Source organism: Oikeobacillus pervagus (assembly GCF_030813365.1).
Classification (GTDB): domain Bacteria; phylum Bacillota; class Bacilli; order Bacillales; family DSM-23947; genus Oikeobacillus; species Oikeobacillus pervagus.
On record NZ_JAUSUC010000002.1, the window covers coordinates 106,201 to 128,375 of the forward strand.

The 22,175-nt window shown below is 36.5% G+C and carries 23 protein-coding genes; 1 reads left to right on the forward strand and 22 read right to left on the reverse strand.

Annotated elements, in window-relative coordinates:
* Positions 1–96 precede the first annotated feature (96 nt).
* The 22 genes from rpoD to rpsU form a co-directional block, all read right to left on the reverse strand.
* A complete protein-coding gene (gene rpoD / locus J2S13_RS01480) occupies positions 97–1,230 on the reverse strand; it encodes an RNA polymerase sigma factor RpoD (RefSeq protein ID WP_307255900.1) in 1,134 nt (377 codons plus the stop codon).
* 43 nt (positions 1,231–1,273) lie between these two features.
* Entirely contained in the window at positions 1,274–3,076 is a 1,803-nt protein-coding gene (gene dnaG / locus J2S13_RS01485) for a DNA primase (RefSeq protein WP_307255901.1), read from the reverse strand.
* Positions 3,073–3,516, reverse strand: coding sequence for a YaiI/YqxD family protein (locus tag J2S13_RS01490; protein WP_307255902.1), 444 nt, complete (start codon positions 3,514–3,516; stop codon positions 3,073–3,075). Before J2S13_RS01490 ends, dnaG begins: the two co-directional genes overlap by 4 nt.
* Before the next feature lie 328 nt (positions 3,517–3,844).
* A complete protein-coding gene (locus J2S13_RS01495; RefSeq protein ID WP_307255903.1) occupies positions 3,845–4,657 on the reverse strand; it encodes a pyruvate, water dikinase regulatory protein in 813 nt (270 codons plus the stop codon).
* A gap of 33 nt (positions 4,658–4,690) precedes the next feature.
* On the reverse strand, positions 4,691–5,323 hold the full coding sequence (gene ccpN, locus J2S13_RS01500; RefSeq protein ID WP_307255904.1) for a transcriptional regulator CcpN: 633 nt from the start codon (positions 5,321–5,323) through the stop codon (positions 4,691–4,693).
* A 283-nt stretch (positions 5,324–5,606) separates the two neighbouring features.
* On the reverse strand, positions 5,607–7,676 hold the full coding sequence (gene glyS / locus J2S13_RS01505) for a glycine--tRNA ligase subunit beta (RefSeq protein ID WP_307255906.1): 2,070 nt from the start codon (positions 7,674–7,676) through the stop codon (positions 5,607–5,609).
* On the reverse strand, positions 7,669–8,559 hold the full coding sequence (gene glyQ, locus J2S13_RS01510) for a glycine--tRNA ligase subunit alpha (RefSeq protein ID WP_307255907.1): 891 nt from the start codon (positions 8,557–8,559) through the stop codon (positions 7,669–7,671). Before glyQ ends, glyS begins: the two co-directional genes overlap by 8 nt.
* A gap of 288 nt (positions 8,560–8,847) precedes the next feature.
* Complete coding sequence (gene recO, locus J2S13_RS01515; protein ID WP_307255909.1) at positions 8,848–9,618, reverse strand: DNA repair protein RecO; 771 nt, start codon at positions 9,616–9,618, stop codon at positions 8,848–8,850.
* 41 nt (positions 9,619–9,659) lie between these two features.
* The gene (locus J2S13_RS01520; protein WP_307255910.1) at positions 9,660–9,803 is read right to left on the reverse strand and encodes a YqzL family protein; all 144 of its coding nucleotides are present in this window, start codon (positions 9,801–9,803) and stop codon (positions 9,660–9,662) included.
* Positions 9,804–9,910: 107 nt separating this feature from the next.
* Positions 9,911–10,831, reverse strand: coding sequence for a GTPase Era (gene era / locus J2S13_RS01525; RefSeq protein WP_307255911.1), 921 nt, complete (start codon positions 10,829–10,831; stop codon positions 9,911–9,913).
* The gene (locus J2S13_RS01530) at positions 10,824–11,222 is read right to left on the reverse strand and encodes a cytidine deaminase (protein WP_307255912.1); all 399 of its coding nucleotides are present in this window, start codon (positions 11,220–11,222) and stop codon (positions 10,824–10,826) included. The genes era and J2S13_RS01530 overlap by 8 nt, the downstream gene beginning before the upstream one ends.
* A 384-nt stretch (positions 11,223–11,606) precedes the next feature.
* Positions 11,607–11,990 (reverse strand): diacylglycerol kinase family protein, encoded by a 384-nt coding sequence (locus J2S13_RS01535; protein WP_307255913.1) that lies wholly within the window; start codon positions 11,988–11,990, stop codon positions 11,607–11,609.
* Positions 11,974–12,444 carry an rRNA maturation RNase YbeY gene (gene ybeY / locus J2S13_RS01540; RefSeq protein WP_307255914.1) on the reverse strand — a complete coding sequence of 157 codons (471 nt, stop codon included), beginning with the start codon at positions 12,442–12,444 and terminating at the stop codon, positions 11,974–11,976. The genes J2S13_RS01535 and ybeY overlap by 17 nt, the downstream gene beginning before the upstream one ends.
* Positions 12,445–12,462: 18 nt before the next feature.
* Positions 12,463–14,598 carry an HD family phosphohydrolase gene (locus J2S13_RS01545; protein ID WP_307255915.1) on the reverse strand — a complete coding sequence of 712 codons (2,136 nt, stop codon included), beginning with the start codon at positions 14,596–14,598 and terminating at the stop codon, positions 12,463–12,465.
* Between the two features lie 242 nt (positions 14,599–14,840).
* Positions 14,841–15,803, reverse strand: a complete 963-nt coding sequence (locus tag J2S13_RS01550; RefSeq protein WP_307255916.1) for a PhoH family protein — start codon at positions 15,801–15,803, stop codon at positions 14,841–14,843.
* On the reverse strand, positions 15,778–16,995 hold the full coding sequence (gene yqfD / locus J2S13_RS01555) for a sporulation protein YqfD (RefSeq protein ID WP_307255917.1): 1,218 nt from the start codon (positions 16,993–16,995) through the stop codon (positions 15,778–15,780). Before yqfD ends, J2S13_RS01550 begins: the two co-directional genes overlap by 26 nt.
* 12 nt (positions 16,996–17,007) lie before the next feature.
* Positions 17,008–17,292: a sporulation protein YqfC gene (gene yqfC / locus J2S13_RS01560; RefSeq protein WP_307255918.1), complete on the reverse strand. Its 285-nt coding sequence runs from the start codon at positions 17,290–17,292 to the stop codon at positions 17,008–17,010.
* Positions 17,293–17,363: 71 nt separating this feature from the next.
* Positions 17,364–17,786 carry a YqfB family membrane protein gene (locus J2S13_RS01565; RefSeq protein ID WP_307255919.1) on the reverse strand — a complete coding sequence of 141 codons (423 nt, stop codon included), beginning with the start codon at positions 17,784–17,786 and terminating at the stop codon, positions 17,364–17,366.
* Between the two features lie 52 nt (positions 17,787–17,838).
* Entirely contained in the window at positions 17,839–18,834 is a 996-nt protein-coding gene (floA, locus tag J2S13_RS01570; RefSeq protein WP_307255952.1) for a flotillin-like protein FloA, read from the reverse strand.
* Between the two features lie 27 nt (positions 18,835–18,861).
* On the reverse strand, positions 18,862–20,175 hold the full coding sequence (locus J2S13_RS01575; protein ID WP_307255953.1) for an NfeD family protein: 1,314 nt from the start codon (positions 20,173–20,175) through the stop codon (positions 18,862–18,864).
* A gap of 149 nt (positions 20,176–20,324) precedes the next feature.
* Positions 20,325–20,771, reverse strand: a complete 447-nt coding sequence (locus J2S13_RS01580; protein WP_307255920.1) for a GatB/YqeY domain-containing protein — start codon at positions 20,769–20,771, stop codon at positions 20,325–20,327.
* A 20-nt stretch (positions 20,772–20,791) separates the two neighbouring features.
* Positions 20,792–20,965: a 30S ribosomal protein S21 gene (gene rpsU, locus J2S13_RS01585; RefSeq protein ID WP_017552614.1), complete on the reverse strand. Its 174-nt coding sequence runs from the start codon at positions 20,963–20,965 to the stop codon at positions 20,792–20,794.
* A gap of 243 nt (positions 20,966–21,208) precedes the next feature.
* On the opposite strand from rpsU, the gene J2S13_RS01590 reads away from it, so the two are divergent.
* On the forward strand, positions 21,209–22,156 hold the full coding sequence (locus J2S13_RS01590) for a Na/Pi symporter (protein ID WP_307255921.1): 948 nt from the start codon (positions 21,209–21,211) through the stop codon (positions 22,154–22,156).
* Positions 22,157–22,175 lie beyond the last annotated feature (19 nt).

The window sequence follows — 22,175 nt, forward strand, 5'->3', positions numbered from 1 at the left end:
TTTTTATTTATTAAATTTATTAAGCGTAACACTTATCAGCTTATTTTACCTGAAAAAAGTTTACTTCAGATCATGAAGTAAACTTAGTTCAACGGCTTATTCTAAAAAATCTTTTAATCGTTTACTACGGCTAGGATGACGAAGCTTTCTTAATGCTTTTGCTTCAATTTGACGAATTCGTTCACGTGTAACACCAAAAACTTTCCCTACTTCTTCTAAAGTACGTGTCCGTCCATCATCAAGGCCAAAACGAAGACGAAGTACATTTTCTTCACGATCCGTTAAAGTATCAAGTACATCCTCTAATTGTTCTTTCAGTAATTCATATGCTGCGTGTTCGGAAGGAGAAGTTGCTTCTTGGTCTTCAATAAAATCACCTAAGTGGGAATCATCTTCTTCACCAATTGGAGTTTCTAATGAAACAGGCTCTTGAGCAATTTTTAAGATTTCGCGTACCTTTTCCGGTGTTAAATCCATTTCTTCTCCAATTTCTTCAGGAGACGGCTCTCTTCCTAAATCTTGAAGTAATTGACGTTGAACGCGAATTAATTTATTAATGGTTTCAACCATATGAACAGGAATTCGAATCGTTCTAGCTTGGTCGGCAATAGCTCTAGTTATGGCTTGGCGAATCCACCATGTAGCATAAGTACTAAATTTAAAGCCTTTGCGATAATCAAACTTTTCGACTGCCTTAATTAATCCCATATTCCCTTCTTGAATTAAATCGAGAAACAACATTCCTCGGCCAACATATCGCTTAGCAATACTAACAACAAGTCGTAAGTTCGCTTCAGCAAGTCGACGTTTTGCTTCCTCGTCACCTTGTTCGATTCGTTCTGCAAGCTCAATCTCTTCACTTGCCGTTAATAAGTCGACACGACCAATTTCTTTTAAATACATCCGTACAGGATCATTAATTTTCACACCAGGAGGAACACTTAAATCGTTTAAATCAAATTCTTCTTCGTCATCATCATCTTTTTCTATTTCATGATCATTTGGATCCTCATCATTTTCTGAATGATTGATTTCAATCCCTTGTTCAGTTAATTGATCATAGAATACATCAATTTGTTCTGAGTCTAATTCAAAATGGGCTAATTTATTAATAATATAATTCTCTGCTAATTCACCGCGTTTTTTACCTAATTCAATTAATTGTTCTTTCACTCGATCTAAAGTTAATTCAGTCTCCACTTCTTTGGAACGTGCTGACTTTTCAGCCATTGGTTCCCCTCCTTCCAAAACTTCCTACCACAACATATTCATATTAAAAGGTCTTTCGGATTTGCAGAATTTCCATCGCAATTTTTGCTGCCTTTGCATAGTCCTTCTGCCTTTCAGCTTCTTTCTCTTCCTTCATTTTTTCTTTTATCTTTAACACTTTTTGGTGTTTTAACACTTCTTTTATATAATCAGATAACTCCTGATCAGAAATTTCGTCATTTATGACCATCATTTCAATGTTCGTCACAACTTGTCGTAAATTCACATCAGGTATTTCATTTATAAAATCACTTGAATTCGCTTCATTCCCTTTTTCATAATATCCTAATAAATAAGTAAAAATGGCTTGATGCTCATCAAGATTAAATGTTTCACCATTTAACAATTCACGAACCTTATATGCAATATCCCCATCCTTCAACATATGAGCAATAAGCCTTCTTTCAGCAGTATGAAAAGCTGGATAGAGTTTGCTTTCTGTTCGAGGATACACTATTTTCTGTGGGGTTTGAAACTGTAGAGGCTGTCTCTTCTTTTCTGCAAAATAAATTTGCTTTTGTTCAAACTTTAATGCCTCTAAAGATAATGAAAATTCATCTGCAAGCAATCGTAAATAGTGATCCCTTTCGACAGCATTTCTCAACTTCGAAATTTCCACTAATATCTCTTCGATGTACTGAAGCTTATCTCCTTCATCTTGCAAATTTTTATTTTGCCGATAATACAGCATTTTGAACGCCATAAATGTTAAGCTTGCCCCGATGATCTCGTTTTTGAATTTCTCAGCGCCATTAAGCTTAATATAATCGTCTGGATCCAATTTATCAGGTAGGGCAGCGATTCTTAATTTCAACCCTTGTTCACTTAGTAGTGTTGCTGCACGAAAAGACGCTTGAATCCCGGCGGAGTCCCCATCATAACAAATAATAACCTGATCGGTCACTCTTTTAATTGCCTGAACATGACGATCAGTGAGAGACGTTCCCATTGTCGCAATGGCATTGTGGACACCAGCCTGATCAGCAGTAATCACATCTGCGAATCCTTCTAATAAAATAAATTGTTGATCCTTTCGAACAAGCGGTCTTGCCCGATGAAAATTATATAAAAGCTCACTTTTATTAAAAAGTGGTGTTTCTGGACTATTTAAATATTTTGGCTGTTCATTATTTAAACTTCTAGCCGAAAACGCTACGACTTTCCCCTTCGAATCATGCAAAGGAAACATAATCCTTCCTCGGAAGCGATCAAAGTATCCCTCATCTTTTTCACTCCGAATGGATAAACCGGCTTTTTCCATCAACTGAGCAGAAAATCCCCGTTTTTGTAAAAATCTTGTTGCAAAATCCCAATGCGGTAATGACCAACCAATTTCAAACTTCTCTATTAGCTCCTTTGTAAAACCTCGGGTAAATAAATACTCTAAAGCTTCCTGCCCTTCCTTTGTATTTATGAGTAAATGATGGTAGAATTTAGTTAGTAGCTCATGAGCCGATAACATTTTCTCAAAATCATTAGGAATGGACGTTTTGGGTGTTTCATCTGTATGAAACTGAAGCGGAATTCCAGCGCGTTTTGCTAAACGGCTAGTAGCCTCTGTGAAAGAAATATTTTCAATATCCATCAGAAAAGAATAGACATTTCCACCCGCCCCACAGCCGAAACAATGATAGATTTGTTTTTCTGGGGATACGGAGAATGAGGGTGTACTCTCTCCATGAAATGGACAAAGGCCAAAATAGTTTCTTCCTTGTTTTTTTAATTGAACATAGTCACTAATCACATCCGTAATGTCATTGGATTCACGAATTTGATGAATGACTTCCTCTGGTATTTTCCCTGTCAATTTACATCACCAGCTATCATTTCTCGTAACGCGTGAATAAAATTTCGTCTGTCTACTTCTGTAAATACCTTGGGGCCTTTTGTATGGACCCCTGCCCTTCTTGCCTTGGCTGATAAATATCGAAAATGTAGGGCTTCATCCATACGGCTTTCATTAAAAATAATGCCCCGCGGTGACAGAGAGTAACCACCTTTTGAAAGGGCTAAACTTGCTAATCCAATATCTTGGGTAACCAAAAGATCACCCTTTCTTAAATGGTTGAAAATATATAAATCAGCTGCTTGATCATCTGGATCTACATATTTCCATACTCCTCCAATTTCCCTCTTTACTTGATGACTAGTAGATGCAACAAAGATCACCTTACTATTGTATTCACTTGCAACGGAAATAATTTCTTCTTTTACTGGACAGGAATCAGCATCGACAAAAATCTTCATTTTTCTCAAGTCCTCAAGCTCTCTAAAATAATAATTCTACACGATTATAGATAATCCTTCTTTATTATCAGAAGTTTCGTCGAAAAATCATTTTTTGCTCGTGTCGAATTTTTTTAGTTATTTTACACTTGACATATCACAATAAATAGTTTATTCCTTTCCCTGCTAGTCTAAACCTATTTATGCATATTTTTATCACAATTTTTTATTATAGTATACTTTTTCCTATTTGGCTATCGTTTTACTCGACAATTTTAATCTTTCATTTATTTCCTCAGATACGTTCATTATGATGGCCATTCGATTTAAAAAGCACACAATCAGTCGATTATGTGCCTTTTCGATTTTGAATTTTATTTATAATAATATTTGCTGTTTCTTCTACAGCCTTATTCGTCACATCAATGACTTCACAACCGATTTTTTTCGTTATTTCCTCAAAATACCGTATTTCTTCATTAATGCGATTAATATTAGCATAGCTAGCTTGGTCATTTAAACCTAGGGAAATCAATCTTTCACGCCGAATACTATTCAATTTTTCAGAGCTTATTTTAAGACCGAAACATTTATGTGCAGGTACCTGGAATAATTCCTCAGGAGGATCTACTTCAGGTACTAAAGGAACATTAGCTACTTTAAGGCGCTTATGTGCTAAGTATTGTGATAACGGTGTTTTAGATGTCCGAGATACACCAACCAAAACAATATCAGCTTTCATGATGCCCCTCGGATCTCTTCCATCATCGTATTTTACAGCAAATTCAATTGCTTCTACTTTTTTGAAATATTCTTCATCCAACTTTCTCACTAAGCCAGGTTCTAATAATGGCTTATGTTGATAAATGGACTCAAGCTGATCCATGAGAGGACCAATTATATCGAAAATGGGGATATTCTCATTCTTCGCTTTTTGAGATAAATATCTCCGCATTTCTGGCTTTACCAATGTATAAACAATAATTCCAAGATCATATTTCGCCAAAGAAATGACCTCATCAATATTCGAAAAATCCTCTACATATGGGAAACGTTTAATGATTGCTTTAGATCCATTAAATTGGCTTACAGCTGCTTTCGTCACTAGTTCCGCTGTTTCTCCAACTGAATCAGAAACAACATAAATGATTGGATCATTCATTAATCATCATCACCATCCTCGTCTAACTTTTCCTTACATATCATCAGCTAACGAAACGAATGCCTTGGCGATATTTGTTTTCGTAATACGCCCAATTACTTCGAATCCGCCTTCTTTTTTCTTCACAACTGGAACCGAATCAATTTGTTTTTCAATTAAATTTTTTGCGACATCGATGAGCAAGTCTTCCTTTTCACACATAGCGATATTAGGCATTCTTGTCATAATAATATTAACAGGCAAAGAATTTAACTCCTGTTTTCCAATACTTGCACGAAGCAAGTCTTTACGGGATAACACCCCAACGAGAAAGGATTGATCATCAATGACAAAAAGTGTCCCTACATCTTCTAAAAACATCGTACAAATGGCATCATAAACAGATACATTCTCATGCACAACAACAGGAATAGATTGATATTCTTTTACATAAATTTTCATTAAGTTTTCTGTTAATAATTGCGTTCCTGTTTTCCCAGTGTAGAAGTATCCAACCCTAGGTCTTGCATCTAGAAAGCCCGCCATCGTCAAAATCGCTAAATCGGGACGTAATGTAGCACGTGTTAAATTCAACCGGTCTGCTATATGTTCACCTGTAATCGGCCCGTTTTCTTTGACAATTTCCAATATTTGTTCCTGACGTTTATTCAGTTCTATTGTCCTCACCGCCTAACGAACATTAAATTAAAAGTGTTATACTTTATATTAAATATTATATACTATTTCGGGTAAATGAAAAGGAAAGACTCTTATTTTCAATTCCCTTTCAAAATAGGAGTCATGATCAACTCATTCCACCTAGGCAAATAAGTGTTCATGTTTAACTGGTTTTAATGTAGTGAGGAAGAGTCTAATCCTATTCATCCTAGCGGTCATACACATCAATCCCCCACCTGTTCCGATCTATGAGGTGGGGGGAAATGAAACTTCGATGACTGAATGATATCCTTTATTTAACGATAATGGCATTCATATTAGCAAATGCTTGAACCAATTTTGAAAGTTTCAACATGAAAGCTAAGCGGTTATTTTTCAATGATTCATTGTCAGCCATTACCATAGTATGGTCAAAATATTGATTAATAGCTGGCTTCAATGACTCTAATAATTCAAATTGTACTTCCGCATTTTCAGAAGTATTCCATTTTTCTTCTACTTGTTGATATTCACGGTATAATTCATGTTCATATTCATTTTCAAATAGATCTGGGTTCACCGTTTCCACATTTGCTTTTTTGGAAATATTAATGACCCGGCTTAAAGCTTCAATCGTTTCTTTAAAATGGGCTTTATCTTTCCGATTCATCAACACGGTCGATTTCTCCAATACAGACGGAACGGATCCAATCTCTCCATCCAAAACAGCATCGATCATATCATAGCGCACATCTTTTTCTTGAAGAATATGTTTTACACGAAGTTTAAAGAATGAAACAAGTTCTTGAAGTAATTCCACATTTGATTTTGATCCGATTTGATCTTCTGCCACAATCGTAATCGCAACCTTTAAAATATCTTCAACTGTTAATTCCCATTTTTGATCAAGCATGGTTTGAACAATTCCTGTTGATTGTCTTCTTAATGCATAAGGGTCTTGGGAACCTGTTGGGATGATATCAATCGCAAAACATGAGCAAATAGTATCCAATTTATCCGCGATGCTGACAACTGCACCAATTGTTGTGGATGGAGTGACGTCATCAGCTGAACGAGGTTGGTAATGCTCATTAATAGCCTTTGCAACTTCTACATCCTCCCCTTTTTGTAAGGCGTATTTTTCGCCCATAACCCCCTGCAATTCTGGAAATTCATACACCATATGTGTGACAAGATCGAATTTAGATAGTTCTGCTGCACGATCAATTTTTTGTTGAACAGATGAATCCACATGTAATAATTTCCCGAGCTCGCTAGCGATCCGGCGAATTCTATTCACCTTTTCTGAAAGAGTACCGATCTTCTCATGATAAACGATGGAAGAAAGTTTATTTAATGATGATTCGATAGATGTTTCCTGATCTTCCTTAAAGAAGAAATCAGCATCTGCAAGTCTTGCACTTAAGACTTTTTCATTTCCCCTTGCAACCGTTTCAATTTTATAATCATTGCCATTTCGTACGGTCACAAAGTTCGCTAATAGACGATTTTCCTTATTTTTTACCGGAAAATAACGTTGATGTTCTTTCATGGACGTGATTAATACTTCTTCTGGAAGCTCTAAAAACTGTTTATTAAAATGACCAGATAAAGCGGTAGGATACTCAACTAAGTTATTCACTTCTTCAAGTAAATCTTCATCAATCGGAATGGCCCACTGATTTTTTTCCTCGAGGTCATGAAGTTGCTTAACGATCATTTGTTTTCGTTCTTCTGAATTTACAATGACATATTGCGCTTTTAAAATAGATTCATATTCGGTTGGAGATGTAATCTCTACTTTCTCTCCCAAAAAACGATGTCCAAAACTGATTCGGTCTGTATGAACATTGGTGATGGAGAATGGAATAATCTTTCCTCCGAACAATGCGACTAACCATTTAATTGGGCGAACAAATTTCAAGTTATTATTTGCCCAACGCATGTTTTTTCCAAAAGTCATTCCCGTAATGATCTCTTTCAACTGTGGCAGGAGATCAATGGTTTTTTGTCCTTTTACAAACTTATTTACGAAGGCATATTCAACACCTTTTAATTCTTTAAAATAAATATCCTCAGTCGTCATGCCTTTTCCTTTAGTAAACCCAATGGCCGCCTTGGACCATTCACCTTTCTCGTTAAGAGCAACCTTTTTCGCAGGTCCTTTTACCTCTTCATGGATGTCTTCTTGCGCTTCAGCCACATCTTGAATAAGAACTGCTAGTCGGCGGGGAGTTGAGTATAAAGTGACTTCTCCGTAAGGAATTTTTAAATCTGATAAAAATGACTCGATTTTTCGACCAAGTTGCTTCATCGATTCAGTTACAAACCGTGCTGGCAATTCCTCTAAACCAATTTCCAATAATAAATCTTGTTTACTCATGACTTGATTCCTCCTCCGCCTTTAAAATTGGAAAACCTAATTTTTCTCTTTCCTCATAAAATGTTTTAGCAATTCTTCTTGCTAAATTTCTCATGCGTCCAATATAGGCTGTTCTTTCAGTTACAGAAATGGATCCTCTAGCATCCAGCACATTAAATACGTGAGAACATTTTAATACATAGTCATAAGCAGGATGTACAAGTCCCTCTTCCATTTGGCGCATTGCTTCTTTTTCATAAATTGTAAACAGGTTAAATAACATAACTGGATCAGATGTTTCGAATGTATATTTTGAATGTTCATATTCTGGTTGATAAAAAATATCGCGTACTGTAAATCCTTCTGTCCATTCTAAATCAAATACATTTTCTTTATCTTGAATATAAGAAGCTAATCGCTCAATTCCATAAGTAATTTCCACTGATACTGGTTTACATTCTAATCCACCCACTTGTTGGAAATAGGTAAATTGTGTAATTTCCATTCCATCTAGCCATACTTCCCAACCAAGACCAGCACATCCCAAAGATGGATTTTCCCAGTTATCTTCTACAAATCGAATATCGTGTTCAAGCGGGTCAATCCCTAGAGCACGTAAAGAATCTAAATAAAGCTCTTGAATATGGTCTGGAGAAGGTTTCATAATCACTTGAAACTGATGATGTTGATATAACCGGTTTGGATTTTCGCCATAACGGCCATCTGCTGGTCGACGACTCGGCTCTACATAGGCTACATTCCAAGGTTCAGGTCCAATTGCTCGTAAAAAAGTGTATGGGCTCATGGTACCAGCACCTTTTTCGACATCATAGCTTTGCATTAAGATACATCCTTGATCAGACCAATGTTTTTGTAACGTAAGAATCATTTGTTGGATATTCATCATACCCCCACCTTTTCATTCATAATAAATTAAAAAAAAACAAAAAACCCCCGTCCTTATGCATCATGCATAGGGACGAGAGTTTACCCGCGGTTCCACCCTATTTGCCGTTCTAATTGACGGCCACTTTCTTTAAAAAATCTGCTCCGGTTTGCCTTTTCCTCAATCCTCTATCCCTAGCTCTCACTATCCTAGGTTCGCTTTTATAGTAGAAATTAAGTACTTTTTTCCATCTTTGCAGCATAAATATTATTCATGTAAAAAATTTAATCTAAATTCTTTCATTTGTCAATCTTTCGAAGGATTATGTAAGAAATCTTTCATTCTCTCCATTTGTTCGAGAAATCGTCTTGATTTCAAATATAGCCCAGAATATTCATCGTAATACATAGAAATAACCGTTCTTATTTCTTTTTTTGTTTGTTCTTTCACATGAATATCTCCCAGACGGTTTAAATCAAAATAATAAAAAAGTCGTAATAGTTTTGCGGTAGCTTGTGAAATGGGGAGTAAATAAGGATCGACCTCAAAACAACGGTGACAAAGGAAACCATTTTCGCGAATGGAAAAGGCAAACCTTCCTTCCCGTTCTCCACAATGAACGCATTGATTTAATTCCGGACTGATCCCAATAACTTGTAACATTTTCATTTCGAAAATATTGGTTACAATTTCATTATCGTAGCCCTCATGAATGTACTGAAGCGTTTGTAATAAAAGTTCAAATAGATAGGGATTCGGCTTTCTATCCTCGACTCCCTTATCTAAAAGTTCGACTATATAAGACGCATACGATGTTCTAATTAAATCCTCTTTAATATTTCGCATCGTTGTCGTCATTTCACCTTGCTGTAAAGTTCCTAATCCGCTTGTTTTTTGAAATAAGAATTGACCATGGGTAAAGAGTTGAGTAATGGCAGAGAGGCGACTATTTGGTTTCTTAGCGCCTCTTGCCATCAATCCAATTTTCCCAAATTCTCTTGAGAAAATCGTTGTTATTTTATTGGATTCTCCATAGTTTGTCGTACGTATAACAATCCCTTCACATTTTTGAAACATGAAATGAAGGCCACCCTTCTTTCGTTCTCTCGGGTGATGGGTTAAGTTAATGGGAAGTCTGCTTCTGCTAGTTCATCATCTGTAGCTAATGGGTCACTTTGCTGTTCTTTCTCCAACTCTTTAAATAATAAATAAGTGTCGATGCATCCTGTTTCTGAAAATACTCTCCAGGTAAAATCTAACATAAGTAAATTCCCACCTTTCTAAGTTTGAACCTAGCAACTCCCTCGTTAGTCATTATCATCACCACTTGCAAAACAGATTATTAGGAGAAAAATTTACTAAATTAAGATTAGTATTCATCTTCCTTAAATCCAAAATCTCGCAAATGAATCGCCTTATTACGCCAGTCCTTCTGCACTTTCACCCAAAGCTCGAGGAATATTTTCGTTCCTAATAAATTCTCAATATCAACCCGTGCCCTCTTACCGATTTCTTTCAGCATTCTTCCTTGTTTGCCGATCACAATGCCTTTTTGAGAGTCACGTTCCACAATGATTGTCGCCATGACATGAACGAGGTCTTGATTGTTTCGATGGTCGATTTTATCAATCGTGACGGCAAGTGAATGTGGAACCTCCTCCTTTGTTAAATGCAAAGCTTTCTCTCGAATTAATTCAGAAATGATAAATCGTTCTGGATGATCGGTTACTTGATCTGCTGGATAATATTGGGGGCCTTCAGGCATATATTCAGTGATTTCCTTAAGCAACTGATCGATATTATTCCCTTCTAAAGCAGAGATAGGAATGATCTCTTTAAAATCATAAAGATTTTTATATTGTTCTATCATCGGTAATAATTGATCCGGGTGAATGGCGTCAATTTTATTTAAAACTAAAAACACAGGAGTTTTAATCCCCTTTAATTTTTCGATAATAAACTCATCGCCCCGACCATATCCCTCTGTTACGTTGACCATAAATAACACAAGGTCAACTTCTTTTAATGTGTTCATGGCCACTTTCATCATAAAATCACCAAGCTTATGCTTCGGCTTATGAATACCAGGTGTGTCAATAAAAATGAGTTGTGATTGATTTGTTGTATAGACTCCCTGTACTTTATTTCTTGTTGTTTGCGGTTTATCACTCATAATGGCGATTTTTTGTCCGATTACTTGATTTAGAAATGTAGATTTTCCTACATTCGGTCTTCCAATAATGGATATAAATCCTGATTTATATTTTTCTTCAATTGTTGTGTTATTCATTTAAATCCTCCGGTGAAAAAGCTCCAGGCAATAAATCTTCAACTGTTACTATTTTTATTTCTCCTTTAAGGTTGGATAGAACCACTTTCATTTCATTCGGGCATAGCTCAGAAATCACTTGTCGGCATGCACCACAAGGCGGAACTGGGCGATCTGTATCTGCAATGACGGCCAACGCTGTAAATTTCCGATCCCCTTCTGAAAGCGCTTTAAATAGCGCCGTTCTCTCTGCACAATTACACATGCTGTATGCCGCATTTTCAATATTGCAACCAAGATAAACTTTTCCCTCTCTTGTTAAAAGCGCGGCTCCAACCGGAAATTTTGAATAAGGTGCATAAGCCCGTTCCCTTGCCAACTTTGCTTGTTCTACCAGTTGTTGATGATCCATCTCCCTCGAGCTCCTTTATATTAATTTTACACGAAAATCCTCATTTTGTAAGGTATTATTGATAAATTTTCAGAAAAATCAAATATTTCGCCTATTCATTTAGAGCTGTATCATTTTTTATCCATTCATTATTAAAATGTCATGCTCCCCACTCGACCTTTAGCTTTTATTGGTTAGAAGCTATATACTTATTTTAACGAACAAAACCTTTGAATTCAAATGGACAAAAAAATATTTTCTACCCGCATGAAGGACAACCTACCAAAAAAAATGACCGATTTTAAATCCGTTTATTTTGGAAATGGCAGGTTCTTCGTAAAAAAAGATTGTGAAAGAGGAAATAAGGGTTGTCCCAAAACTAATTTAGAACAGCCCTTTTCCTCTTTAGAAATACATCATGACTTTTGGAATAAAAATGAGCATTCCTAATATGACAGAAAGAATGGCAAACAATAAAACGGCCCCTGCGGCAATATCTTTGGCCATTTTCGCTAATGGATGAAATTCCTTTGTCACCATATCTACTGTTCGCTCAATCGCTGTGTTCATCATTTCAAGGGTAAACATGCCAAAAATCAACAGGAGGATGATCCCCCATTCAACTCTTGTTAAAGAAAAAATAAAACCGAATAAAATAACCCAAAGTGAAGCAATTAGATGAATGCGAAAATTAGGTTCACCCATTGCTAACTTTATTCCATTTAAGGCATAAGAAAATGATCTTTTTAAACGTTGAAGGCTAAATGTACGTTTATCTTTCAAGTCCATACTGTTTCAATATTTCCTTTTGTCTTCCGAACATCTGTTTCTCATCTTCCTCTACCATATGGTCATAACCTAATAGATGTAAGAAACCATGTAATGCAAGGAATCCTAATTCCCGCTGAAAGGAATGTCCATATTCTTCAGCCTGTTGTTTCGCTTTCGGTACGGAAATAATAATATCCCCTAATATTCTTGGCATATCCACTCCCGAAATCTCGATTTCATCTTCCGCCATTTCTTCTAATGCAAAAGAAATAACATCTGTTGGTTGGTCTTTATCACGATACTCTCGGTTAATTTCCTGTATTCGATCATTATCAACAAAGGTGACCGATACTTCACTATCTTGCTCTATCCCTTCTTTAGTTGAAGCAAATTGTAAAATACTTTCAACCAATTGAAAGGCTTCCTTATCTAGCCTATTTGTCTCATCTACTAAGTCAATGATTAAACTCATTTGGACTCCTCCAGTAAACTATTTCATTGTAATTGAACCATCTTTTAATTCGGGATATTCAATTCTTGAATGAAAGATCCCATTTAATGATTCACATAAAGTTTCTTTGATGATTTCTAACTCTTTCAAGGAAATATCACATTCATTAAATTGACCATCTTGAAGGCGATCCTGAACAATTCGATGAACTAAATTCCGAATTTGCTCTGGTGTTGGTTTTTTCATGGAGCGAACAGCGGCCTCTACGCTATCTGCGATACTAATGACCGCAATCTCTCTCGTCTGGGGTTTAGGTCCAGAATAACGGAAGTCTTCCTCCACAACCTCTTCATCTTTTTCCTTTGCCTTTAAGTAAAAATATTTCACCAAAGTCGTTCCATGATGTTGCCGAGCTATTTCGATAATTTCCTTTGGAAGTTTATATTTTTGGAGCATTTTTACCCCATCTGAAACATGATCAATAATAATTCTTTTGCTTATTTCAGGTAATAGACAATCATGAGGATTGTCTATGTTCATTTGGTTTTCGATAAAAAACTGTGGCCTTTTTGTCTTTCCAATATCATGATAATAACATCCTACACGAGCAAGCAATCCGTTAGCGCCAATTGCTTCGCACGCAGATTCTGCAAGATTGGCTACCATGACACTATGATGATAAGTTCCAGGTGTTTCAACTAATAATTTTTTTAAAAGTGGATGATTGGGATTTGATAACTCAATAAGCTTCATCGTTGATAAAATTCCAAATCCCGCTTCAAAAAATGGCAAAAGCCCAATCGTGAAAACGGATGATGAAATACCTGAAATAAAAGCGAAACTAGTATAGTAAATATATTCTACATTTGTATATTGACCGCTCCCAAGTAATTTCAAAAACAAAATGACGAATACATTAATGATCGAAACATAAAGTCCTGCCTTCAAGATGCTTGACCTTTGTTGATTAGCTAAAAATAACACACTTGAAAGGCCACTTAATAATATGTAGAGGGCCATTTCCATATTGACAGACCCAGTAATTCCGTCGTGAAATACAATGCTCCCACATGAAGCGAGTAAAATTGTCATGACCATAGCAATCCGTTCATTTAACATAATACTGATTAACATCGGGGCCATAGCTGCAGGAAAAATATAGCTTAAAAGAATCGCATCTGGTTGTTCTATAATCTCTACGATCTTCATTAGAATTAAAGATAGGATAAAAATCGAGCTAATTAAAATTAAATAGGTTTGTTTCTTTTCTTCTGAAACGGAAAGGGTATGAAAATAGTAGTATAAAAGGGAAATCAAGACGATGACAAACAAACCGAGACCGATAAGTGGTTTAAATGTCGTGTTACTTTCAAGTAAGCCTAACAGTTCCAGTTGTCTATATGTTTCTCGGTCAATTAGATGTCCCTCTTGGACAACGACTTGCCCTTGTAGAATTCTAATAGGTTCAACATTATCCATCGCTAATTCTTTCCGCTCATCTGTCAATTGTTCATTATATATTTCAGTTGGAACAATCGCATATCTAGCAATATCAACAGCAGCCACTTTTAATGTAGGATTGAAAGAATAGTTTTCAATTGTTTCTTCAATCTGATTTTTAAATGTATCAATGGAGTCATCGCGAATACGATTTTGAAGAAAAAAGCCCACTTGCTCGATCACAATTTTTTTCACATGTGCTAACTCTTTTGTATCTGCCTGTAAAAGGGCCGTTAATGTTTGATCACTCATCGATTTTGTAACATCTTCCGTTACATTTTCTGTTAACTTTTTCTTTAAGCTAGCTAATTTTGCTTTTTCATCCTCGTTAAAATCTTCCGTTTCTTTATGAACCTCCTCTACAAAGTCAAAGATCGATGTAATAAGCGATACGCGATTTTGAACAATATCTTTTTTATAAACAAAGACAGGCTCTACCTCATCTGCAGCTTTTTGCCTTTCCTCTTCTGTCTTTATTTCGTCTTGCACGGTTTTAGGAGAGCGTATCGTCTTGTCAGATATGGAAAATAGTTCAATATCATATGTCTGCGGTTTCACATTTGAAAAAAGAATCCCAAAAATTACGAAGGCCAACAAGACAAAGATGCTAATAGTAAAAACTCTGTAGCTGAAAATAGCTCGAATTTGGGTTATATAGGATTGTATTTTCATCATTTAGCCCCCTATCAGCGGATAGGTATTTTCTCACTATGCTCAAAATCACTTTTTATATCATTCATCATTATATCGCAAAAATGAACAAACCTAAAAAAAATAAAGTTCAATTAACATTCAGTAGGTTCGGCCATTCTCCACTAAATGTTAGTTGAACTTATTGAATCATAAAGTGAATGGACTCCACCCAGGTTCAAAAAAGCTTGGGTAAAGGAATTTTGTCCTAACCATGTAAAATTGCTTTATTGATCAAGTTGTTCATATGCATTTATAATTCGGGCAACTAATGGATGACGAACGACATCAGATTGCTCTAAATAGATAAAGGCGGTTCCAAGGACATTTTTTAATGCATGTTCTGCAGAAACTAAACCAGATTGTACCCCTTTAGGCAGATCGATTTGAGTCCGGTCTCCTGTAATCACCATTTTTGAACCGAAACCTAAACGGGTTAAAAACATCTTCATTTGGGCTTTTGTCGTATTTTGTGCTTCATCTAATATAACGAAAGCATCATCTAATGTTCTCCCTCTCATATAAGCGAGCGGGGCAATTTCGATTGTTCCTCGTTCAATTAGCCGCTGTGTATGCTCAGATCCTAATACATCATGAAGTGCATCGTATAACGGTCGTAAATAAGGGTCGACTTTTTCCTTCAAGTCACCTGGTAAAAAACCTAAACTTTCTCCTGCTTCGACGGCCGGTCGAGTGAGAATAATTCTTTTAACTTCACCTTTTTTCAATGCGTTCACAGCCATAACAACAGCTAAATACGTTTTCCCTGTCCCTGCAGGTCCAATTCCAAAAACAAGGTCATTTTTCCGTATAGCTGTTATATAATTCTGCTGACCAATTGTTTTAACTCGGATTGATTTGCCTTTTGCATTTTTGGTTATTTCCTTTTCATATAATTCATGGAAATATTCAATCGTTCCTTGTTTTGCCATTTGAACGGCATTTACAACGTCTCTTTGACTAATTTGTATTCCCTTACGAATGACCGTTATCAATTGTTTTAAAATTTCTTTCGCTAACTTCATTTCGCTTTCAGGGCCTGTAACGAGAATTCTCTCCCCTCTCGTCACGATTGTAACCGGTATTTCCTCTTCTATTACTTTTATATTATGATCTGAATTTCCTAGAAGCAATACTGCTTCGTTTGGGTTATCAAGCTGTAAATCAAGTGCTTTTGTCTTTTCTGTCATCTTTTTTATCTCCTTGAATGATTGGATGTCCAACTGCAATATTTTCAACCACTTGGAAATATATTGTTAATCTTACTTTACCATTCTCTATCTGCTCGTGCAAAATTTTTTCCCCAGTAATTTTGGCATCTTTAGCAATTTTTTTATTTAAGTCTTTCCGCGCGAGATTTTTTGCTACTTCATATGCTTCTTCCTTCGAGTATTTTCGGGTGATTTCTTCATTTTCCCGAACAGTTGTTTTAACATATTGAATAGGAAGCTTCCATTTCAAAAACTTCACATCTTTTTTGTCTTCTTCTATTTTATAATTTGCAAACTTTATTTTTTTACCCCCCCAAATCGGGATCTTCACCCCACCTAATACAAGGGATTGTTTCCGTAGTTCATTTCCATTGTATACTTCAAATTTCGATTGTAACGGAATCTCCACTGTTGATTTATACCATGTTTCCCCCATGACGATCCCTTTTGCCGCTATCTGCTTTTCTTCCTCCTCATTTCCAATTAGTCCGGATACTAATATTTGTCCTTTCGTTACGTACTGATTTTTTTTGACTAGCGCCTGTCCTTCTTCAACGAATAGTTTTACAATGACTGCTTTCTTTTTAGCGACTAAATTCTGGGGTCCCACTCGTCCCTCTTGCTTTGGTTGATTTTTCTCTACGACTTGAAAGTGAAAGGTTGTCCCTTTTAATTGAACTCCTACCCATGTAATCCCATCTACTCTTTCTGATAATTTTCTTTGAATCGTTTCTACATCATCTACAAAAAATTGTAATTCTCCTTTTTTGATTCCCATATTCGTAAGTTCTTTTCGTATCGCATGTTCCATTGCAGGACTTGCCCCTTTAATTTCAATTCCCCATACCATATTAGAAAGGATAAGGATGACCGCAAAAAAGGCAAAATTTCCGATTAGAAATCCAGCATTTTTCAAAAGCCTTTTCCATAAAAACGGGGCCCCCCCGCCTCTCATCAACCGAATGTCCCCGTCAAATGATCTTGCTGCCTCACGTAATTTATGTACATCCGTTAAGAATATATAAAAAGTAATCGCTTCGGAACCATGTTTCTTCACATCCCAGATGGGTAATTGAGAACGAGTCAGTTGATTAATAAATCGTTCGACTCCCCTTCCTTCCGCCTTTATCAGAATTTTACCTTTCACAAAAGTAACCCACTGATTTTTCACAAGACCGCCCCCTTACTTATCTAAATAAAGAACCTGATCAATTTTCCCTTCTAGTAATATTTCTTCAGGTAAAATCGTTTTGATGACAAAAGAATCCCCTTTCACCAATAATTGACCCTGGGCCAACAAAAGTCTTATTTCTTTATCTGAAAATGTTAATAAACCCCTGTGGTTTTCAATATATATGTGAAGTTGTCCGATCATTGTAATACGAGGTAGGTCCATCATGACATCTTCTGGTAAATCCATTGATTTCATGATCCAGCGCTTCATTTGTTGTCCCCACTTTTTCGCCATAAAAAAAGAACCCCCTTTCAACTCATATGTATGAGTGAAAGATGGGTTTCATCACTTTTTTAATCATATTTTCAGTCTCTTATTTGTTTTTTCTTCGCCCTAGGGGGGCCCAGTATCTCGGATAAAATAATTCCTTTCACCAATTCATCTTCATTTGCCATGAGTGGGTGTCTTTTTTCCTTAAAAGTATTCACCTTTTGCTTCTGAAGATGAATCTGTCTTTCTAATTGCTTTTCTTCCTTCGCTAATTGTAGGATCGTTTCTTCTACTTGTTGTTTTGTCTTTTCATAATGTGAATTCAACACCGTCTCATTTTCAGTAAAACTCTTCTCTTCTACTTTTTCCCTTTCGAACTTTCCTATCGAACGCTGATCAGGTATTCTCGTTGGTGTTGGGGTCGGTTTTTTTGGTTGTTTATCCTCATCTGATTTATTCATTTTATTAAAGACTGTTCCAATTAATCCTAGCACGATGGCGATAATAATGGATTCCATGTTCTTTCCCTCCCTTATCTAATAGGGATGTGAGTTTGAGCTTAAAAAGGGATTATGAATTTCTTAAGTTATTTCCAGGGCCATTTTTATCATCCGAAGACATTTTTCCAATGGAACCTCTCATGTCAGTGTCTGCTTCAATATTACGGATATTCATATAGTCCATCACACCAATATTCCCGTCGCGCAATGCCTCGGCCATTGCAAGAGGTACCTCTGCCTCTGCTTCTACTACTTTTGCACGCATTTCTTGTACACGCGCTTTCATTTCTTGTTCGTTTGCAACCGCCATCGCCCGTCTTTCCTCTGCTTTTGCTTGGGCAATTTTCTTATCGGCTTCAGCTTGCTCCGTTTGCAGTTCAGCCCCGATATTTTTACCGATATCTACATCCGCAATATCAATTGATAGGATTTCAAAGGCAGTTCCAGCGTCTAATCCTTTCGATAAAACCGTTTGTGAAATCAAGTCAGGGTTTTCTAGTACTTTTTTATGATCATCTGAAGAACCGATTGTGGAAACAATCCCTTCGCCTACACGCGCAATAACTGTGTCCTCTCCAGCACCACCGACTAATCTCTCAATATTCGCACGGACGGTAATACGAGCTTTCGCCTTTACTTCAATCCCATCCATCGCAACCCCCGCAATAAATGGAGTCTCAATGACTTTTGGATTTACACTCATTTGCACAGCTTCTAACACGTCACGTCCAGCCAAATCAATAGCTGCACATCTTTCAAATGTTAAGGCAATATTTGCACGTTGAGCTGCGATTAATGCATTGACAACACGATCTACATTCCCACCAGCTAAATAATGGCTTTCAAGTTGATTTGTAGTAACATTAATTCCAGCTTTAGAAGCTTTAATTAATGGATTGATGACTCTACTAGGAATAACTCGTCTTAACCTCATTCCTACTAGTGTAAATATACTCACTTTTACCCCTGCAGCAAGAGCGGAAATCCACAGCATGACAGGTACAAATGTGAAGAATACTGCTAATACAATAATGACAGCGGCAATGATAACTAATAATAAAATCATTTCTGCAGTAATCATTTTTCTCCTCCTCTATTGATCTATTTCTCGCACAACAATGCGCGAACCTACCACTTTAATTATTTTCACTTGTCTATCCTTCTCAATATAACCTCCTTCAGAAACAGCATCAATCCGCTCGTCATTGGCTAAAACCGTTCCTGAAGGTCTTAAGGGGGTAATAGTTACAGCGATTTTTCCAAGTAAATCCCCACGGTTTATATTGGATACATATCCTTTTTCAGTCGTAGTTGAATCGGTTAAAATGATTTTTTTGAAAAATTTCATCCTTTTTCCAAGCACCTTTACCATAATAATCATTGCTAAACTTGCAATCCCAAAAGCAATCAGAAGCGAAATCCCCATCCATTTTACACTTTCCCCAGCGATGACAATACTTGAAATAATGGATACTGCTCCTAATATCCCAACAATCCCACCTGGGACAAAAAATTCTACTACGATTAGTATAATTCCTAATATAAATAATAAAATGGATTCATAACCCGCAAGACCTGCTACTAAATGGCCATAAAAAAATAAAACTAATGATAATAAACCCATCGATCCCGCAATGCCAAAACCAGGGGAATACAGTTCAACGATTAGACCAAGACTTGCAATCGAAAGTAAAATAGGGACAACAACTGGATTCGTAATGAAGCGTGCAATTTTCTCAGCAAAGCTTTCTTCAACTTTGATAATTTCACTATTTGCTAAACCTTCAGCTGTTAAAACTTCTTGAAGATTGGATGTCGTCCCCTTTGAGTATTCTACTTCTTCAGCTTGTTTTGATGTTAAAGTAAGAAGTTTCCCTTTTCCAGCATCATATTTGGGTAAATTAATGTCAGGGTCCGCCATGGCCATCGCATAAATTGGGTCTAAACCATTTGTCTCAGCAGCACTCTTCATTGCCGCTTTCCAGTAGCTTTGGGCTTTCTTATCCGCCATATTTCCTTCCTGATCAATAATAGCTGCAGCTCCAATCTGTCCATTAGGGACCATATAAATGGCATCAGTGTGTAAGGAAATAAAAGCGCCAGCAGATAGGGCACGGTCATTGACAAAGGCAACCGTTCGAATCCCAGAATTATCTAATAATTTTCCTATTTCAGTTGCAGCATCTACAAGTCCTCCAGGAGTATGGACATCCAAAACGACTAGCTTCGCTTTATTTTCCTTTGCCTCTTCTAGTGCACGTTTTAAGAAAGCATAAAGACCTTTTTCAACTTCATTATGAAGGGGAACGACATATACTTGATCATTTGAAGCCTGTGGTGTATGTGGAATCAATACAACCATAATGAAGATTGACAATAATGAAAAGACAATTGATTTCCACCGAATTGAAACCACCCCTTTCCAACTGAGATCTATATTCCTATTTACGTCTATTGATGTGGAAAGTTTCAAATTTTTTTAAAGGCTGGATAAAAAACAGAATTTTGATTACCTTATCATGAAAAATGAGAGATGGTAAAAAACCATCTCTCATTTTAAGATAAATATTTCTGAACTAGCTTATTTACAAGAGCACCATCTGCTTTGCCTTTCACTTTCGGCATGAGCGTGCCCATCACTTTACCCATATCAGCTTTTGAAGTAGCATTTACTTCAGAAACGGTTTCTTTTACAATTTCTTCAATTTCCTCTTCAGAAAGTTGCTCAGGCATATATATGTTGACGTAAGTAAGTTCAGTTTCAATTTTTTCAACGAGATCTTGTCGACCTGCGTTTTCAAATTCATGGAGGGAGTCTCTTCTTTGTTTCACTTCACGAGAAAGGATTGTTAACTCTTCATCAGCCGTTAATTCTTGTTTTCCAAGCTTAATGGCTTCATTTTGCAATGAAGCTTTTATCATACGAATGACAGAGAGTCGATCTTTTTCTTTATTCTTCATCGCTTGTTTCATATCATTGTTCAAACGTTCGAGAAGACTCATATTGTCGCAAACACCCTCTCTTACCATTTACGTTTTCTAGCCGCTTCAGACTTCTTCTTACGTCTTACGCTTGGCTTTTCATAAAATTCGCGTTTTCTATACTCTTGTAATGTACCAGTTTTCGATACTGTACGTTTAAAGCGACGAAGAGCATCATCTAGCGATTCATTTTTGCGAACTACTGTTTTTGACATTTCTCTTTCCCTCCCTCCGAACACATTACGATTACATGTTCCGTTATGGAAATTCCATGTACTTTGCAATTATAATATAAGCGTGTCTATAGGTCAACAAATCTTTCTTTTATATCTTTATTATATTCTGTCTATTCACCCTATATTATGACAAAAATTCACAGATTAAATGGTCTGAATTTTTATGTTCATGCATGGTATTTCACACATATTTTCTTCATACATTGTTATGGAGGTGAGGACATGCTTTATATTTTTTTATTTTTATTTTTTATCGGATGTTTTATTCTTGGAATGACCTGGTTAAGGGTAGGGTTATTTAATCTATCCAGTCATAAAATAAAAACATGGATCTCCCGTCTTACAAGCACTCCATTTAGAGGACTTCTTGTTGGGACTGGCATTACCGGCATACTGCAAAGCAGTTCTGCCGTCATGGTCCTAACAGTAGGACTAGTGTCAGCGAAAGTGTTAACATTTCCTCAAACGATTGGAATCATTCTAGGAACAAATATTGGCACTACTTTCACTCTAGAACTGATTACATTTAACATCGATATTTTCATTATCCCACTGTTTATTTTGGGTATCATTCTATTGTTCCTTAGACATCCAATGTTCAATAGTTTATCCTATATATTTATTGGGATTGCCCTTGTGTTCTCAAGCATGAATGCATTTGAATGGCTGACAAAGCCAATGCAGAAGATTGCCTCGATCTCCAATGTGCTACAATTGGTCGATCATCATGTTTTATCTGCTGTTTTATTTGGCGTGATCATCACCGCGATTATTCAATCAAGTACAGCCATGACTGGGATTGCCATGGGCTTTTTAGCTTCTGGGGTGATCACATTAGATACGGGGATTGCCATTATGTTAGGGGCTAATATCGGCACTTGTATTACAGCTTATTTAGCCACGATTGGAGCAGGAAACGAAGCAAAATTAACCGCCTATGCTCATATATGGCTCAATGTACTTGGAGTGATGACCTTTCTACCTTTTATCCCTAAACTTTCCAATCTAGCTATTTCTTTGACATCTTCACCGCAAACACAATTAGCTCATGCAAGTGTTGTTTTCAATGTATTATGTTCTGTCGGTGTCTTGCCTTTTGCTAATCTGTTTGCCAAATTCATCCTAAAAATCCACGGAAAGTCACATCCCCCCTCCACTTTTACAAATTAAATAGAGTGAAAACAATCAG